This window comes from Cryobacterium sp. Hz9 (assembly GCF_004402825.1).
In the GTDB taxonomy this organism is placed as follows: domain Bacteria; phylum Actinomycetota; class Actinomycetes; order Actinomycetales; family Microbacteriaceae; genus Cryobacterium; species Cryobacterium gelidum.
In genome coordinates this window covers 197,300-213,307 of sequence record NZ_SOFC01000022.1, presented here as the reverse complement: position 1 = coordinate 213,307, position 16,008 = coordinate 197,300, and the positions used below count along the sequence as shown (strand labels likewise).

Annotated in this window: 14 protein-coding genes; 3 read left to right on the top strand and 11 right to left on the bottom strand. The window is 66.4% G+C overall.

The window, feature by feature from the left end; translation table 11 throughout:
• Nucleotides 1-330: 330 nt before the first annotated feature.
• The gene (locus E3N85_RS12075) at nucleotides 331-1,020 is read left to right on the top strand and encodes a DedA family protein (protein WP_134463482.1); all 690 of its coding nucleotides are present in this window, start codon (nucleotides 331-333) and stop codon (nucleotides 1,018-1,020) included.
• Between the two features lie 7 nt (nucleotides 1,021-1,027).
• Here the strand turns inward: E3N85_RS12075 and E3N85_RS12070 are convergent, their stop codons facing one another.
• The 6 genes from E3N85_RS12070 to sucC all read right to left on the bottom strand — a co-directional run bounded on the left by E3N85_RS12070 (nucleotide 1,028) and on the right by sucC (nucleotide 7,980).
• Nucleotides 1,028-2,107 carry a Glu/Leu/Phe/Val dehydrogenase dimerization domain-containing protein gene (locus tag E3N85_RS12070; protein WP_134463480.1) on the bottom strand — a complete coding sequence of 360 codons (1,080 nt, stop codon included), beginning with the start codon at nucleotides 2,105-2,107 and terminating at the stop codon, nucleotides 1,028-1,030.
• Nucleotides 2,108-2,288: 181 nt separating this feature from the next.
• Complete coding sequence (gene purH / locus E3N85_RS12065) at nucleotides 2,289-3,956, bottom strand: bifunctional phosphoribosylaminoimidazolecarboxamide formyltransferase/IMP cyclohydrolase (protein ID WP_134463478.1); 1,668 nt, start codon at nucleotides 3,954-3,956, stop codon at nucleotides 2,289-2,291.
• Nucleotides 3,953-4,546, bottom strand: coding sequence for a phosphoribosylglycinamide formyltransferase (gene purN, locus E3N85_RS12060; RefSeq protein WP_134463476.1), 594 nt, complete (start codon nucleotides 4,544-4,546; stop codon nucleotides 3,953-3,955). The genes purH and purN overlap by 4 nt, the downstream gene beginning before the upstream one ends.
• A gap of 9 nt (nucleotides 4,547-4,555) precedes the next feature.
• The gene (locus tag E3N85_RS12055) at nucleotides 4,556-5,803 is read right to left on the bottom strand and encodes a DUF6350 family protein (RefSeq protein ID WP_134463474.1); all 1,248 of its coding nucleotides are present in this window, start codon (nucleotides 5,801-5,803) and stop codon (nucleotides 4,556-4,558) included.
• 106 nt (nucleotides 5,804-5,909) lie between these two features.
• Nucleotides 5,910-6,797, bottom strand: coding sequence for a succinate--CoA ligase subunit alpha (gene sucD / locus E3N85_RS12050; RefSeq protein ID WP_104193334.1), 888 nt, complete (start codon nucleotides 6,795-6,797; stop codon nucleotides 5,910-5,912).
• A gap of 13 nt (nucleotides 6,798-6,810) precedes the next feature.
• Entirely contained in the window at nucleotides 6,811-7,980 is a 1,170-nt protein-coding gene (sucC, locus tag E3N85_RS12045; RefSeq protein WP_134463472.1) for an ADP-forming succinate--CoA ligase subunit beta, read from the bottom strand.
• Between the two features lie 250 nt (nucleotides 7,981-8,230).
• Between sucC and E3N85_RS12040 the strand changes: the two genes are divergently transcribed.
• Both E3N85_RS12040 and E3N85_RS12035 read left to right on the top strand, forming a co-directional pair.
• Nucleotides 8,231-8,941 carry a VIT family protein gene (locus tag E3N85_RS12040; RefSeq protein WP_134463470.1) on the top strand — a complete coding sequence of 237 codons (711 nt, stop codon included), beginning with the start codon at nucleotides 8,231-8,233 and terminating at the stop codon, nucleotides 8,939-8,941.
• Nucleotides 8,942-8,979: 38 nt separating this feature from the next.
• Nucleotides 8,980-9,390 (top strand): DUF3054 domain-containing protein, encoded by a 411-nt coding sequence (locus E3N85_RS12035; RefSeq protein WP_174722484.1) that lies wholly within the window; start codon nucleotides 8,980-8,982, stop codon nucleotides 9,388-9,390.
• 68 nt (nucleotides 9,391-9,458) lie between these two features.
• Here E3N85_RS12035 and E3N85_RS12030 read toward each other — a convergent pair whose 3' ends face one another.
• The 5 genes from E3N85_RS12030 to E3N85_RS12005 form a co-directional block, all read right to left on the bottom strand.
• Complete coding sequence (locus E3N85_RS12030) at nucleotides 9,459-10,295, bottom strand: FAD:protein FMN transferase (protein ID WP_241978475.1); 837 nt, start codon at nucleotides 10,293-10,295, stop codon at nucleotides 9,459-9,461.
• A gap of 31 nt (nucleotides 10,296-10,326) precedes the next feature.
• A complete protein-coding gene (locus E3N85_RS16575; protein ID WP_241978474.1) occupies nucleotides 10,327-10,794 on the bottom strand; it encodes an FMN-binding protein in 468 nt (155 codons plus the stop codon).
• Nucleotides 10,791-12,215 carry a ferric reductase-like transmembrane domain-containing protein gene (locus tag E3N85_RS12015; RefSeq protein WP_241978473.1) on the bottom strand — a complete coding sequence of 475 codons (1,425 nt, stop codon included), beginning with the start codon at nucleotides 12,213-12,215 and terminating at the stop codon, nucleotides 10,791-10,793. The genes E3N85_RS16575 and E3N85_RS12015 overlap by 4 nt, the downstream gene beginning before the upstream one ends.
• A 97-nt stretch (nucleotides 12,216-12,312) precedes the next feature.
• A complete protein-coding gene (locus tag E3N85_RS12010) occupies nucleotides 12,313-14,835 on the bottom strand; it encodes an ATP-dependent helicase (RefSeq protein WP_134463466.1) in 2,523 nt (840 codons plus the stop codon).
• 42 nt (nucleotides 14,836-14,877) lie between these two features.
• Entirely contained in the window at nucleotides 14,878-15,888 is a 1,011-nt protein-coding gene (locus tag E3N85_RS12005; RefSeq protein WP_134463464.1) for a glycerophosphodiester phosphodiesterase family protein, read from the bottom strand.
• Nucleotides 15,889-16,008 lie beyond the last annotated feature (120 nt).

The following is a 16,008-nucleotide window of genomic DNA, read 5'->3' as shown; positions in this document are numbered from 1 at the left end:
GGGGCAAACAAGCCAAAGTGTGCGCCGTCGTTCGCGTTCGTCGCGAGCGTGATCGGTGCTGTCTTTGTCATGTCTGCCTCCTGGGCGCCTCAAGGATTACGTGTCTCATGCCCCCCGGATCAGGCAGCCTTCCAGACTATGGCGAGCCGGGGCCAGAACGCAAGGTCTTTTCTTGCCGAGAGCATCCGTTGGCCGTCACGGCGTCCACGCCCCGAGCGCCGAACCACCCGATAACGCGCGTTTTCCGAGCGCGGCGTCACGTAGTCTGGGGTCTGCGCTCGTCTTCGGCAGGGCCATTCCCTGCGCCTCGCCCCTTTGGAAGGACCCTTCATGCTGCCCACCCTGTTCGGGATCGATTTTCTCGACTCTGACTGGCTGATCCACTCGTTTGGATCATTCGTGTTGCTCGGCGTCGCGGCGGTTGTCTTCATCGAGACCGGATTCATCGTGCTGTCGTTCATGCCGGGCGATTCACTGCTGTTCACCGTCGGCCTGCTCACCGCGACCGGCGTCGTGCCGCTGCCGATCTGGGTGACCTGCCTAGTCGTGTTCGCGGCCGCATTCGCCGGCGACCAGCTCGCCTATGCCATCGGTCGAAAAGCAGGCCCCTCGGTCTTCTCCCGAGAGAAGAACCGCTTCTTCAACCCGCAGAACGTCGAGCGTACCAACGCCTTCTTCGCCAAGCACGGCGGCAAGTCCATCATCCTGGCTCGCTTTCTGCCCGTTTTTCGCGCCTTCGTGCCGGTCGCCGCTGGCGTCGGCAGGATGCGCTACCGCAGCTTCGTGGCATACAACGCTATCGGCGCCTTCGCCTGGGGCGTCGGCCTCACCCTGGTCGGATTCTTCCTCGGCCAGTTCGCGTTCGTCGCGACCTACTCAGAATTCTTCATCATCGGCATCATCCTGCTCTCCGGGATCCCGATTCTCACCGAACTGGCCAAGGCTGCACGCACGACGCTCAGGGAGCGTCGTGCGTCCGCACGAGTGCTGCCGACGATCCCGTCGGATCTGCGCGAATAGCCCGGCGTTACCGAACCGCGTTCAGGCGTGCCGCGGCGAGCAGTTCGGCGGCCGCGAGGGTGGTGCTCTGGTTCGCGCGGGCATCCGTGAAAATCTGCGTGAGCACGGAGCCGATCGCCGCAACGCGCTCGGTGATCTGCTCGAGGTCGGCGTTCGGCTCGCTCGCCATGGAGAGGTAGACGACGCCGCCGGCGTTGACAACGAAATCCGGTGCCCAGAGGATGCCGCGCGCGTCCAGCTGGGCGGCCCCTGCGCCGAACGCGAGCTGGTTATTGGCCGCGCCGCAGACACCGAGAACGTTCAACTCCGCGATCACGGACGCGGTCAGCACGCCGCCCAGGCCGCACGGCACGAACAGGTCGGCGTGCACCCGGTGCGCATCGGCGACCGACACCCACGTAGCGCCGAGCTCGTCGGCGAGCGCGCGTTTGTCGGGGTTGATGTCGGAGACGGTGAGGGTGGCACCAGCGGCGGCGAGGGCCGTGGCCAGGCGTCCGCCCACCTGGCCGAGGCCCGAGATGATCAGGTGGCGGCCGCGCACCTCGCGGCTGCCGAACAGGGCTTCAAGGGTGGATTCGATGCTCGCGTACACGCCGGCTGCGGTGGCATCCGCTGGCTCACCGACGCCGCCGCTCGCGGCGGGCAGTCCGCAGACGTGGTTCGTGCGTTCGGCCACGATGGCCATGAGCTCGGCGCTCGTGCCGACGTCTTCGGCCGTCATGTAGGCGCCATTCAGGCTCTCGATGGCGTCGCCGAGGTCGAGCATCGCCAGACGTTTCTCAGCGTCCGTCAGTACCGTGCCGAGCGGCAGGTAGATGACGGACTTACCACCGCCGCGGTGCAGACCGGCGGCCGCGTTTTTCAGGGTCATGGCGGCGGAGAGCCGCAGGGCGTCAGCGACCGCGTCGGTCCAGCTCGCGTACTGCCATAGGCGGGCGCCGCCGAGGGCCTGGCCGAGACGGGTGGAATGTACGGCCACCGTGATCATCAGCCCCGACCGTTTCCCATTCGTGATCAGCACTTTTTCATGGGAAAGTGGAATCTGCGCGAGGGAATCGAGGGCAGCGCCTGGGTGTGTGAGGGTCATGGAAACTCCGTTGTTCCGGGCCTTGTGGGCCGAGTGCGGCGGCGCCGGTGTGTGGCACCGCCTCGATCAGGATACCCAAAGCTGGCACCCGGGGGAACAGCTGCGCTTCGCGCTGCTGGCACGCGAATCCCACACGCGGATTCACCTCCCCCGCCGCCAGGACGGATACCCGGGTGTGACCCTAGTGGAAGAAGTGACGCTCTCCCGTGAAGTACATCGAGACCCCCGCCGCGGTCGCCGCGGCGATGACCTCGGCGTCGCGCACCGATCCGCCGGGCTGTACGACGGCCGCGATGCCGGCGTCGAGCAGCACCTCGAGTCCGTCAGCGAAGGGGAAGAACGCGTCAGACGCGGCGACCGATCCCTCGGCGCGTTCGCCGGCGCGGCTCACAGCGAGGTGGCAGGAGTCGACCCGGTTGACCTGGCCCATACCAACGCCAACGGACGCCCCGGCGTGCGCGAGCAGAATAGCATTCGACTTCACGGAACGGCACGACTTCCACGCGAATTCGAGATCGGCGCGGGTGGCGGCGTCCACTTCGCGGCCGGCAACGAGGGTCCAGCCGGCCGAGCTGAAGCCGTCGAAGCTGTCGGTCTCCTGCACGAGCAGGCCACCCGAGATCTGGTGCAGTTCGAGCGAGGAACGCTCGTAGTCGGCGGGCAGCTCGAGCAGGCGAATGTTTTTCTTCTTGGTGAGCAGTTCAACCGCGGCCGGCTCGAAGCCGGGGGCGACGAGCACCTCGGTGAAGATCTCGCTAATGGTTTCGGCCATGCCGAGGGTGACGACGCGGTTCGCGGCGATCACGCCGCCGAACGCGGAGATCGGGTCGCAGGCGTGGGCGCGCAGGTGCGCGGAGGCGATGGCATCCGGTGCGTTGGGCTTGGCAACGGCGATTCCGCAGGGGTTGGCGTGCTTGACGATGGCGACGGCCGGCTCGCTGAAGTCGAAGGCGGCGCGCACAGCGGCATCCGCGTCGACGTAGTTGTTATACGACATTTCCTTGCCGTGCAGCTGCCTGGCCTGTGCGATGCCGCGGCCGCCTTCGCCGACGTAGAGCGCGGCGGCCTGGTGCGAGTTCTCGCCGTACCGCAGTATTGCGTCGCGGGTGACCTCGATGCCCAGTCCCGCGGGAAACGGCGACTCGTCGTCGTCCTCTTCTTCGGCTGCCTCGAACGTGATGTCCTCGTCGAGGGCCTCGAAGTCGTCCTGCCACTGGTCGTAGACGTTCTCGGTGAACCAGGCCGACACGCTCAGGTCGTAGTCGGCGGTGTGCTCGAAGGCGAGCGAGGCGAGCTTCTGGCGCAACTTGAGTGTGGAGCCGCCGGCGGTGGCGGCTTCGATGATCTCGCCGTAGTTGCCCGGGTCGACGACGATGGCCACGTTGGCGTGGTTTTTAGCAGATGCCCGCACGAGGGCCGGTCCGCCAATGTCGATCTGCTCGATCACGTCGGCCGGCTCGGCGCCGCTCTGGGCGGTTTCGACAAACGGGTACAGGTTGACGACGACAAGCTGGAAGGCCTTGATGCCGAGCTCGGTCAGCTGCGCTTCGTGCGTTTCGAGGCGCAGGTCGGCGAGGATGCCGGCGTGCACGCCCGGGTGCAGGGTTTTGACACGGCCGTCGAGCGATTCCGGGAAGCCGGTGACGTCGGAGACGTCGGTCACGTCCATGCCGGCGGCGCGAATGGTCGCCGCGGTGGATCCGGTCGAGACAATTTCGACGCCATCCGCGGTGAGGGCGGCGGCGAGCTCAACCAGGCCGGTCTTGTCGCTCACGGAGATGAGTGCACGCTCGATGGTGATCTGGTCCCGGTCACGGTACGAGCTGGGCGCGCTGGTGTGAGCGATCATGCGTTGCTGTTCTCCTTGAGGTTCATGTGTCCGTTGGCGATGTCGAGCACGGCCTGAATGAGCAGGCGTCTTTCGACGATCTTGATGCGATTCTGCAGGGAAGTCTCGGTGTCTCCGGGTAGAACGTCGACGCGCTCCTGCACCAGGATGGGGCCCGCGTCGACACCGTTGTCGACCACGATGATGCTCGCTCCGGTCTGTCTTGCGCCAGCGGCCAGGGCGTCGCGCACGGCGTGCGCGCCAGGAAATTCGGGGAGGTAGGCCGGGTGCGTGTTGATCAGGTTCGGCGACAGGGCGGCGACCACGCGCGGCGGCAGCAGGCGCATCAGGCCGCTGAGCACGACCAGGTCGGGCTGCCACTGCTGAATCTGCGCGAGCAGTTCGTCGCCCCAGGCCGCACGGTCGGCGAAGGAGGAGAACGGAACCGAGAAGGCCGGGATGCCGAATTCGGCGCCGAGTTCGAGGCCGTCCGCGTCGCGGTCGGCGCCGATGGCCACGATTCGTGCCGGAAATTCGGCGTCTTCCGACGCCTCCAGCAGGGCTCGCAGGTTGGATCCTCCGCCGGAGATCAACACGACAATAGACAGCACGGTTTGAGCTTACCGTTTGGCTCGGCGTACCGAGGGGAGCCGCACTCGGCCGGCGAGCAGGCCGAGGGCCGCGGCCACGCCGATTTCGGCGGCGGCGAGCGCGCCGACCAACAGCGGATTCGGACCGACCTCGACCAGGCGGCCGGGGCCGATCGCTCCGGCCGACGACCAGGCGAGCAGGCCGAGGAGCGCTCCACTAACGAGCCCAATGCCGAGACCGGTGAGGACCTGTTCGAGGGTGGTGCGTTCGGGCACCCCGGGGCGATCCAGCCACTGCTGGGTCACGACGCCGAACACGAAACCAATAAGCACGGGCACGAGCAGCCCGAGAAAGCCGTAGGCGGGGGTGCCCTGCGGCAGCAGGCCGAACAGGGGCAGGCCGGGCAGTGTTCCCACGATGGTGCCGATCGGCGAGACGGAGGTTCCGACGCCCATCGCGATACCGGGCCCGACAAACCAGGCGCTGGCCCAGATCACGAGGTTGGGAATGAGCGCGAGCTGGGCGAGGGTGATGGTGGCGCCACCGAAAACGCCGGCCTGCACCGCTTCATAAAGCCCGATGATAGTCGCGTAGTTGACCGCGATCAGCACGGCCACGGCCACGCCTGACACGACCAACACCCCCGCGGCGGCCGCTGTTCCGCCGCGCAGTGCGCCCTCGATGAGGGTGCGAACGTTCTGCGGTATGCGTTGATACGACGAACGGATGCCGCGGCTCACCCGATCAAGGCCCGCTGCAGCTACCGCAGTCTTGCGCCGCCCTAGTTCCGCCCCAATGAGAACTCCGGCGGAATAGATGAGCGTCGGCAGAAGGAGACCCTGCAGTTGGTTGGGTTGGACCGTTTCCGACATCGCGGACAGTGTCACGAGCGCGGCCAGAATGGCGTAGGTAGCCACGGCGACGCCGACGCCGGTCCAGCGGTGCGGGGTTTCGGCGGCACGACGACCGGTGTGAACGCCCATCAGCACCGAAAGTATGGTGAAACCGAGCGGCACTACGGAAATCAGAAAGGGAGCGTCCGCGCCGGCCAGGCCGAGCGAGGCGGCAGCGTCGTGGCCGAGTTGCACGGTGAGGTCGACGCCGTTGCCGAGCAGCCAGATATCGGCCGCCGCTCGCCAGAACACGAACCATTCGACCGATAGTTTGAAGTGGGCGGCCCAGAGTATGGTGAGCGGCACCATGGCGACACCGATGCCGATGGCGACAACAAGTATTGCCTCGAGAGCGGCGAGCAGGGCGGTCGTTATGCGGTTCATCCGTTGCGAGCCTATCTCGCCGTACCGCCAATGCTCGCCAGCACGCGCCCGATACGCCGAAGGGGCCCGCCGCTAATCGGCGAGCCCCTCAGGACGTGCGTGCTGCTTACAGTGCGGCGAGCGCCTCACGCAGCAGGTTCGCTGCCTCACTCGGCGTCTTGCCGACCTTGACTCCGGCGGCCTCGAGGGCCTCCTTCTTGCCCTGGGCGGTTCCGGCTCCGTCGGAGACGATGGCGCCGGCGTGGCCCATGGTCTTGCCCTCGGGCGCGGTGAAACCGGCCACGTAGCCGATGACCGGCTTTGTGACGTGCGCCTTGATGTACTCGGCGGCCTTCTCTTCAGCGTCGCCGCCGATTTCGCCGATCATGACGATCGCCTTGGTCTCCGGGTCGTTCTCGAACGCCTCGAGCGCGTCGATGTGCGTGGTGCCGATGATGGGGTCGCCACCGATACCGATCGCGGTGGAGAAGCCCAGGTCGCGCAGTTCGTACATCATCTGGTAGGTCAGGGTGCCCGACTTGGAGACGAGACCGACCGGGCCCTTGACGGTGATGTTCGCCGGCGTGATGCCGACGAGTGCCTCACCGGGCGTGATGATGCCGGGGCAGTTCGGGCCGATGATGCGGGTCTTGTTGCCTTTTTTGATGGCGTAGGCCCAGAATTCGGCCGAATCCTGCACGGGAACACCCTCGGTGATGATGACGAGAAGTGGAATCTCGGCGTCGATCGCTTCGATCACGGCGTCCTTGGTGAACACCGGCGGTACGAAGATGATCGACACGTCGGCGCCGGTCTTGGCGACGGCCTCGGCGACGGTACCGAAGACGGGCAGCTCGACCGAGCCGTGCACGACGGTGGTGCCGGCCTTGCGCGCGTTGACGCCACCGACCACCTGGGTACCGGCCTTGAGCATGAGGGCGGTGTGCTTGGTGCCCTCACCTCCGGTGATGCCCTGAACGATGACCTTGGAGTCTTTGTTGAGGAAGATTGACATTCTTGGTTGTCCCTTACTTCGCAGCGTGGGCGAGCTCGGCGGCCTTGGCGGCGCCCTCGTCCATGGTGGCGGCCAGTGTTACGAGCGGGTGGTTCGCCTCGGCGAGGATGCGACGACCCTCCTCGACGTTGTTACCGTCGAGGCGCACCACGAGCGGCTTGTTGGCGCTCGAACCGAGCTCGGCGAGTGCGCCGACGATGCCCTTGGCAACGGCGTCACAGGCGGTGATGCCGCCGAAGACGTTGACGAACACGCTCTTGACCTGCGGGTCACCGAGGATGACGTCGAGTCCGGCGGCCATCACCTCAGCGGATGCTCCGCCCCCGATGTCGAGGAAGTTGGCCGGCTTGACGCTGCCGAAGTTCTCGCCGGCATAAGCGACGACGTCGAGGGTGCTCATGACGAGCCCTGCGCCGTTGCCGATGATGCCGACTTCACCGTCGAGCTTGACGTAGTTGAGGCCGGCAGCCTTAGCTTTGGCTTCGAGCGGGTCGGCCGCGGCGGCGTCCTCGAGGAGGGCATGCCGGGGGTGACGGAAGTCGGCGTTCTCGTCGATCGTGACCTTGCCGTCGAGCGCGATGATGTCGCCCTCTTCGGTGAGTACGAGGGGGTTGACCTCAACCAGGGTCGCGTCCTCACCCGTGAATACGTTGTAGAGCTTGACGAAAACCGGGGCGACCTTATCGACGAGCTCCGCCGGGAACTTCGCGTCGATGGCGATCTGCTTCGCCACCGCCAGGTCGATGCCGATCATCGGGTCGACGGCCGTGTAGGCGAGCGCTTCGGGCTTCTCAACGGCGAGAACTTCGATCTCCACGCCCCCCTCGTAGCTGGCGAGCGATAGGTAGGAACGGTTCGAGCGGTCTAGCAGCACGGAGAAGTAGAACTCCGCCTTGATGCGGGCTCCGCCGGCCACCATGACGCGGTGAACGGTGTGGCCCTTGATGTCGAGGCCCAGGATGCCCTGGCCAGCGGCCTCGGCGTCTTCCGGAGACTTTGCTACCTTGACGCCGCCGGCCTTGCCGCGGCCACCAACCTTGACCTGCGCCTTGACTACGACAACGCCACCGAGCTTCTCGGCTGCTGCCCGGACGTCGGCGGGGGTGTCCGCGATAATGCCCGGCAGAACCGGCACACCATATTCCTCAAAGAGGTCTCTCGCTTGGTACTCGTAAAGATCCACGCTGCTCTTCCAATCCGCGTCTTGGCGATCACACCGCCGCTGAAGATATATGAGGTTGTTGGTAACGGCAGTCAGCGCCGTGAATTAGCTCGACGTCAAGACATACCGGCCCGTGAAAACTCTATCGCCTGAATCGGGCGTCGGGTCGCACCCGGCGACCTCCCCATACCGGCGCGCGGCCAGGGAATGAGCGCCGAAGGCTAGCCACACCTTGCTAGACGCCGGCCCCGTCAGGTGCTTATCTGGTGTAATGTCCGATCTTATCCAAGCGGTGGAACCGCACACCGCCGGCCTCGCCTCCCGGCTGAACTGGCTGCGCGCCGGTGTTCTGGGCGCGAACGACGGCATCGTCTCCGTCGCCGCCCTCGTCGTTGGTGTTGCGGCAGCGACCACCGATTCCGGTGTCATTCTCATCGCCGGTGTGGCGAGCCTGCTCGCAGGCGCGATTTCGATGGCCCTCGGCGAATACGTGTCGGTCAGCAGCCAGCGCGACTCCGAACGTGCCCTCATCGCCAAGGAGACGTGGGAGCTCGAGAACGAGCCAGCCGAAGAGCTCGCCGAACTGGCTGGATTCTACGTGGCCAAGGGGCTGTCAGCCCAGACGGCGCAGCAGGTTGCCATCGAGCTCACCGAGCATGACGCCCTCGCGGCGCACCTCGAGGTTGAGCTGCACATCACCGCGGACGGCATGTCGAATCCGTGGCACGCGGCCCTTGCATCCGCTGTCGCGTTCACCGTCGGCGCGGCGCTCCCCCTGCTTGCCGTTCTGCTGCCCCCGGCGGAGTGGCGCATCGGTGCCACCTTCTTCGCGGTTCTGGTGGCCCTCGTCACCACCGGTTGGCTGAGCGCTCACCTCGGCGAGAGTCCCAAGCCGCGCGCCATCGCCCGCATCGTGATCGGCGGCATCCTCGCTCTCGCCGTCACCTATGTGATTGGCGCGCTGATCGGCGGCACGGTGTAACTCGAGTTCCTCACCGGCTGTCTCACTATGCTGAAAGCATGGCATCACTGCGCAGCGGAGCTGGCCCAATCTCTCGATCATCGATCATTACCGCGGGCGCGCTCGACGCGGCCCTCGTGCTCTTGTTTGCCGTGATCGGTCGGCTGAGCCACGGCGAGACCCTGGCCGGCCTGGGCGTGACCTATTGGCCGTTCCTTGGCGGCCTGACCATCGGCTGGCTATTGCTGCGCGCCTGGCGCCACCCGCGCAACATCGTCTGGACCGGCCTCGGCGTCTGGATCGCGGCCGTCTTCGGCGGCCTCCTGCTGCGCCTGGCCGGCGGCCAAGGCATTCAACTCAGTTTCGCGATCGTCACGACCATCGTGCTCGGCGTGTTTCTGCTCGGCTGGCGTGCCATCGCCGCGATCGTGTCCCGCGCTTCTCGCCAGCGGATGCCCACCGCCGCCTGATCGGCGTGCCTCAGACGGCAGCGTCCGCAGCACAGCAGGTATCTGCCGGGCCCGGGCACTTACACCGCCTAGTCGGCCCGGCGTAAACCCGAAGTTGCGAGCAACTGGCCATCATGCAGAACCGCGAGCACGTCGATGGCGAACCGCGCCGTCATGTCGGCCAACGTCTCCGCGCCGCCCGCCACGATCGCCGTCGCGAGCACGTCGGCCGTGACGATGTCGGCGGCAAACACGCTCACCTGGCGAAACGGCGAAGGCTCGTTTCGTTCCGTCCAGATGTGTTCGCCGCGTTCCGCGCTGCCCGACGTGGCCACGGCCCGAAGCGGATGCCGCAGCGGCACGCGTGCTATCACGTCGCCTCGATCGTCCGGATCGACGATCGCCACGACCCACTCGGCATGCACGCTGACCGCTGCCGGAGCTGTTCCGCGATGCCCGGTCGGCGTCGCATGGTCGGCGGGCTCTGTCTCGTCGTACCGGTCCCCCGGCACGCCGCCGACCAGGACGTCACCGCCCGCGTTGATCGACCAGTTGGTGAGGCCGCTGAGGCGAAGGGCCCCTCCGGCTTCGGCGATGGCGAGCGCCTTGACCACACCCGACAGGTCGATCACCCCATCCGCCCGATGCGGCGTGAACACCCCCTGGGTGCGGTCCCGCCAGTCCAGCGCAAGGGCATAGCAGTTGCGCAGGCTCGCACTGGCGTCAGTCAACCGGAGCTCGCCGCGCGCGACTCGACTCAACTCCGAGTCTGCCCGGTACAGGCTGAACTGCTCGTCCCATCGACGGAACACGGTCTCGACGAGCTGCGCGGCATCGGCCCGGGCCGTGTCACCCAACGCGGTCGCGGCTTCGGCGAGTCGCAGACTCACGATCGTGCCCATGGTCGCGAAGGTGGGCACGGGCATCGGTGCGAAATCCTTGCGCATCGTCGGCGCCCTAGAACCCGGCCGTATCGAGGGCTGACTGCAGCGACCGCAGGTAGCCTTCGCTCGTATAGGTGGCACCGCTGACGTTGTGCACGCTCGCCGATTGGGCGGAGAGCACCTCGGAGCGGAGAATCGGTGCGGCCTGGCTACTGATAGCTACCGATCGGCCTCCCCGGTTGGTCAGCTGCAGCGGTGTGACCTCATTGATCGTTCCGTTGGCGATGGTCACCGACACCTGCATGTCGCCGAACTGGGTGTGAATCACCGAGCCGGTGAAGGTTCCAGACGGAGCCGACGACACGGTCGCGGTGGACGCAGCGGCGTTCGGGGCAACTCGCGCGGTCGCGGCCGTCGTGGTGCCCGTGTTCGAGGCGGTCAGGCTCTGCGAGGCATCGATCGACTGCGATCCCAGGTGCCAGCCGATGCCGACGATCGAGACGGAGGCTAGGGCGGCCAGGGCGACTGCGCGTGCTCTCACCAGTCGAACCTTTCGTAGTGGATCTGCTTCTTGGGCACCCCGCCGGCGCGGGCATCGCGTACGACGGCGTCGGTCCACGGGCGGGGGCCGCAGATGTAGATGTCGGATTGTCCCAGTTCGGGCACGATCGTGCGCAGGGTCAGGCCGGCCCGGGCGGCATCCGCTGGCAGCCAGGTACTGACTCCCTTGGGCCGGTGGCCGGCGAGGATGCGCAGCTCGGCGCCGCGCGCACGGCAGAGATCGGTGAGTTCGTCGACCAGATAGGTGTCACCGATGGCGTGTGAGCGCAGCAGTACGGTGGCATGGCCCGGCGCGAAGGACACCGTTTCCAGCAGCGAGCGAATGGGGGCGACGCCGATGCCGGCGGCGATCAGTGCGACGCGAGGCGAGGTGCGTGCGTTCTCGGTGAACAGCCCATAGGGGCCTTCGAAACTCACCCGTGTGCCGCGCGGAACCCGGGGCAGCTCGGCCGATGCGTCGCCGAGGCCACGCACGGTAATGCGCAGCGTGCGTCCGTTCGGGGCGGCCGACAGCGAGAACGGATGCGCCTGCCACCACAGTCCGGCAGACCAGAACCGCCAGATGAAGAACTGGCCGCTCGTGGCCTCGAGCAGGTCGAGCCGACGCCCGACAAGGCTGATCGACGCGACGCCGGGCGCCACCTGCTCGATGCTCGCCACGCGCAGTTGGTGCCGCAGCGACCGCACGACCGGCAGCACGAACCGAAACAGGATGAGGGACCCGGCGACGGCCGCATACAGGGCCAGCCAGTAGTACCGGGCGATAGCGCCCTCGCTGAGCAGGCCACCAACGCTCAGCTGGTGCGGGATGGCCACGAGCACCGCGAGGTAGGCGAGCAGGTGCACGGCGTGCCAGGCCTCGTAGCGAAACCGCCGGCGCACCACCACGAGCGAGGTGATCACGACGCCGATCATGAGGGCGAGGCCGAGAAACGCGAGCGGCATGTCCGGCAGGGTCGTGAACATGTTCCAAACCTCGAGGAACACATTCGTGTTTTCGGCGAGCGCATACCCGGTCACGAGCAGCGCGGCATGGCCGAGGATGAGATACAGGGCCGGCTTGCCGAGCGACTGGTGCACGGCCATAGCCTGGTCATGCCCGAAAGCGCGATCGATCGGGGGCAGCCGCGCGGCCAGCACGAGCATGGCGAGCAGCATGTTGGTGCCGACGAGGCCGGCGACGATTCCGAGGGAGGTGAAAGCCTCCGCGGGGGTGCCGAACTTGGCAGCTCCCCCGTCGGCGAGAAAGATGGCGATGACGATGGCGACTGATGCAACGCAGAGAATCTGCAGGTTATCAGCCAGGCGCATCCGCTTAGTGTAAGCCGGGTGCGGTGACGCCGTGCGCGTGCGGTGCGTGGGTGCCGCACCGGTTCGAGTGGTGCGCGTGTCGAGGCTCATGGGTAGAGCATCGGCCGGGCGCCCATCGAACTGCTATGGATAAGCTGTGAACAGTCTGTGTGTCACCAATGCCTCGAGCGCTACCGCAACGGGCACGCTAGATCTTTTCGATCGGCGCGATCTTGATCAGCAGTTTCTTGGCGCCGGCGGTGTCGAACTGCACGTGCGCGATGCGCTTGGTGCCCTCGCCGGTGACCTGGTTGACCCGGCCCTCGCCAAAGTCATGATGACGGATGCGGTCACCCGCGGTCAGTTCGAGGGCTCCGTTGTCGCGCACCGTTCCGGTGATCTTGTTCGCCCACTCGGTCTTCGGCTTGCCCGGCGGCAGGCCGGCCTGGGCGCTGTTGCTGCCACTGGTCGAACCATTGCCCGAACCGCTGAGCGAATTACCGAAGCCACCGAATCCCCCCTCGCGGCGCGCATTGAGGGCACGCGGCTGGGTGCCACCGTGGGAATTAGCCGTGCCGGGTGACTGCTTCCAGTCGATCAGCTCGGCCGGAATCTCCTGCAGGTAACGGCTCGGCATGGCCACGTTGATGTTTCCGAATTGCGCGCGGGTCATGGCCAGCGAGAGGTAGAGCCGTTGGCGCGCCCGGGTGATGCCCACGTAGAACAGGCGTCGTTCTTCGGCCGGGCCGCCAGGCTCGTTCGCCGACATTTGGTGCGGCAGCAGCCCCTCCTCGACGCCGGTGAGAAAAACCGCCTCATATTCGAGGCCTTTCGCGGTGTGCAGGGTCATCAGCGAAACCGTGCCAGAGGCGTCGTCGAGGTCGTCGGCCGCGGCCACGAGTGAGACCTGAGTCAGAAAATCGACGAGACCGCCGTCGGGGTTCTCCTTGTTGAAGTCCTTGGTTTGCGCGACGAGCTCCTCGATGTTCTCTGCGCGCGCCTCGTCTTGCGGGTCTCGGCTGCCCCGCAGCACGGCGAGCAGGCCGCTGCCGGCGAGCAGAAACTCAAGCACCTCGGAGACGTTGGAACCACCAATCGGGACACCGTCGCCGGTGACCCCGGTCGGCACGAGCATGAGGGCGGCGGCGTCGAGCAGCTCAGCCAGCTTCAGGATGGCGCCGGTCACCTTGGGGCCGAGGCCGAGTGCGGCGGAGTTGCGCATGGCCTGGCGAAAGGTGAGCCCGTTATCGTCGGCGAAGCTCGACAGCCCGGTCTCGGTGGCCGGGCCGATACCGCGCTTGGGGGTGTTCAAAATGCGGCGGAGAGCCAGTTCGTCGACCGGGTTGGCGACGGCGATGAGGTAGGCCAGGGCATCTTTGATCTCGGCCCGCTCGTAGAACTTGGTGCCACCGACCACCCGGTACGGCGTGGCCGAGCGCACCAGGATCTCTTCGAGCGCTCGGGTCTGCGCGTTGGTGCGATAGAACACCGCCATATCGCGGTAGGCCATGCCTGCGCCGTGCAGCACCTGAATCTCGTCGGAGACGAACTGGGCCTCGTCGTGCCCGGAATAGGCGGTGTAGCCGATGATCTTCTCGCCGTCACCGCCGGCGCTCCACAACTTTTTGTCGGTGCGGTCGAAGTTGTGGCCGATGACCGCGTTCGCCGCCGAAAGAATGTTCTGGGTCGACCGGTAATTCTGCTCGAGCAGAATCACCTTCGCGCCCGGGTAGTCCCGTTCGAACCCGCTGATGTTGCGTGTGTCCGCCCCGCGAAAGGCGTAGATCGACTGGTCGGAGTCGCCGACCACGGTGAGCGAGGCCCCGGGAATGGCTCCAGTGGCGTCGCGCAGGTTGCGCACGTGCACACCGTCGTCTTCCATCTCTTGGGCGAGATCGGCGGTGACCGGCCGGGTGAGCTCGTGCACGAGGGCGTACTGGGCGTGGTTGGTGTCCTGGTATTCGTCGACCAGCAGGTGCCGAAACCGGCGCCGGTAGAGCGCGGCGACCTTGGGGAATGCGCGGAACAGGTAGACGGTCTCGCCGATGAGGTCGTCGAAGTCGAGCGCGCTCGCGGCGCGCAGCCGGGCGGAATACTGTCGAAAGATCTCGACGAACATGACTTCCTGCGGGTCGCTCATGTTCGCGTTGCGCGCGTAGGAATCGGCGTCGGCGAGCTCATTTTTGAGCTTGGAGATCTTGGCGCCGGCCGATCCGGGCGTGAACCCGTAGGTGTCGGCGTCGAGAGCCTTGATGATGCGCTTGAGGGTGACCCTGCTGTCGGCCGAGTCGTAGATGCTGAACGTGCTCGATAGGCCGATCTTGTCGGCCTCGCGACGCAGGATGCGCACGCAGGAGGAATGGAAGGTGCTGATCCACATTCCGTCGGAGGCCTGGCCGAGAATGGCGTGCACCCGCTCCCGCATTTCGGCAGCGGCCTTGTTGGTGAAGGTAATGGCGAGAATCTGGCTCGGCCAGGCATCGCGGGTTTCGAGCAGGCTCGCCACCCGCCGAGTGAGCACGCTGGTCTTGCCCGAGCCGGCGCCGGCGATGATGAGCAGCGCCTGGCCGCGATACTCGACGGCCTCTTTCTGCTGCGGGTTGAGCCCGTCGAGCAGGGGGCTCTGTTCGCGTTCCCCCATGCCCGCATACCCGTTGGAATCGAGAATGATCGGCGTGGCCGAACGAGTTGTGGTGGCGGGTGCGGATTCCGCGTTGAGAGGTGTGGTCATGACGCTATCCAGTGTAGGCGAGGCCCCTGACAGGCAGGCCGATCAGCGCCGTTCGTCGCGCACGTGCACGGCAAGATCGGGGTGATCGGCGAAGACGCCGTCGATACCGGAGTCGAAAATGACGCGAAACTCCGACTGCCAGTGCCCGAAATCCGCCTGGCGGGTGCCGCTCCGAAACGTCGGCGCGAGAAACCTATTTTCCGGGCGCAGGGTCCAGCAGTAAATTTCGAGCCCTGCGTTGTGGGCATCATCGACCAGAGCGGATGCCCCGACAACGTCACCCCCGTCATCCGTTTCGAGAATGAGCGATTTCGGAACGCTGATGCCGTCGATGCTTTCAGGCCCGGCGGCGAGGTTCGCAAGCCCGTCAGGCGTGAGGTGGTCGGTGTAAGGCAGCGCCCCGGCTCCGTACTCGGCGACCTGGTCAGCCGGGTGCCCCCGGTCTTCGAGCAGAAAGATCCGCTTGCCGCGCACACCCTCGTCCCGCACCCGGGCGAGCACGCTCGGTTCAAAGCTTTCCACGGTGAGGCGGTCGGTGTTCCAGCCGGCCGCGGAGACCTCGGCGGCGAACAGTTCGGCCAGGGGCAAGTCGAGCCCCGCAAAATAGTTGGCGTGCTTGATCTCAGCGACGATGCCGAGCACCCGGTCGGTCCGCTCGGCCGCGGCATCGACGAGGTCGAACAGGTCGCGCAGTCGCAGAATCGGCTGCTGGCCGTCGAAGGTCGCGTTGTTCTGCCGCAGCCTCGGCAGCCTTTCGCGGGCACGCAGGGTGCTCAGTTCGGCCCAGGTGAAGTCCTCCGTGAACCAACCGGTGACCGGCCTGCCATCAATGTGTTTCTCGGTGCGGCGAGCGGCGAATTCGGTGCGAGTGGCGACATCCGTTGTGCCGGAGATCTCATTTTCGTGGCGAATGACGAGTACGCCGTCGCGGGTCGCTACCAGGTCTGGTTCGACGGCGTCGGCGCCGAGTGCGAACGCGAGCCCGAACGCGCCGCGGGTGTGCTCGGGCCGGTGACCGCTTGCCCCGCGGTGGCCAATGACGATCGGTTGCATGGTTGCAGGCTAACCGCGCCCACAGAACGGATGCTGAGGACCGCTATCCGCTGATAGCGGAACGTCTCCAAATGCCGCCTGGAATGCTGTAAATCGGCTGATCCCCAGCACATTCGAACG

Excerpts from the sequence above, each read along its gene's own strand:
- purH (WP_134463478.1), bottom strand. The coding sequence starts at position 3,956 with ATGATCGCTCACACCAGCGCGCCCAGCTCGTACCGTGACCGGGACCAG.
- E3N85_RS12070 (WP_134463480.1), bottom strand. The coding sequence starts at position 2,107 with ATGACCCTCACACACCCAGGCGCTGCCCTCGATTCCCTCGCGCAGATT.
- E3N85_RS12010 (WP_134463466.1), bottom strand. The coding sequence starts at position 14,835 with ATGACCACACCTCTCAACGCGGAATCCGCACCCGCCACCACAACTCGT.
- E3N85_RS12035 (WP_174722484.1), top strand. The coding sequence starts at position 8,980 with ATGGCATCACTGCGCAGCGGAGCTGGCCCAATCTCTCGATCATCGATC.
- E3N85_RS12040 (WP_134463470.1), top strand. The coding sequence starts at position 8,231 with ATGTCCGATCTTATCCAAGCGGTGGAACCGCACACCGCCGGCCTCGCC.
- sucD (WP_104193334.1), bottom strand. The coding sequence starts at position 6,797 with ATGTCAATCTTCCTCAACAAAGACTCCAAGGTCATCGTTCAGGGCATC.
- E3N85_RS12075 (WP_134463482.1), top strand. The coding sequence starts at position 331 with ATGCTGCCCACCCTGTTCGGGATCGATTTTCTCGACTCTGACTGGCTG.
- E3N85_RS12030 (WP_241978475.1), bottom strand. The coding sequence starts at position 10,295 with ATGCCCGTGCCCACCTTCGCGACCATGGGCACGATCGTGAGTCTGCGA.
- E3N85_RS12055 (WP_134463474.1), bottom strand. The coding sequence starts at position 5,803 with ATGAACCGCATAACGACCGCCCTGCTCGCCGCTCTCGAGGCAATACTT.
- E3N85_RS12005 (WP_134463464.1), bottom strand. The coding sequence starts at position 15,888 with ATGCAACCGATCGTCATTGGCCACCGCGGGGCAAGCGGTCACCGGCCC.
- E3N85_RS12015 (WP_241978473.1), bottom strand. The coding sequence starts at position 12,215 with ATGAGCCTCGACACGCGCACCACTCGAACCGGTGCGGCACCCACGCAC.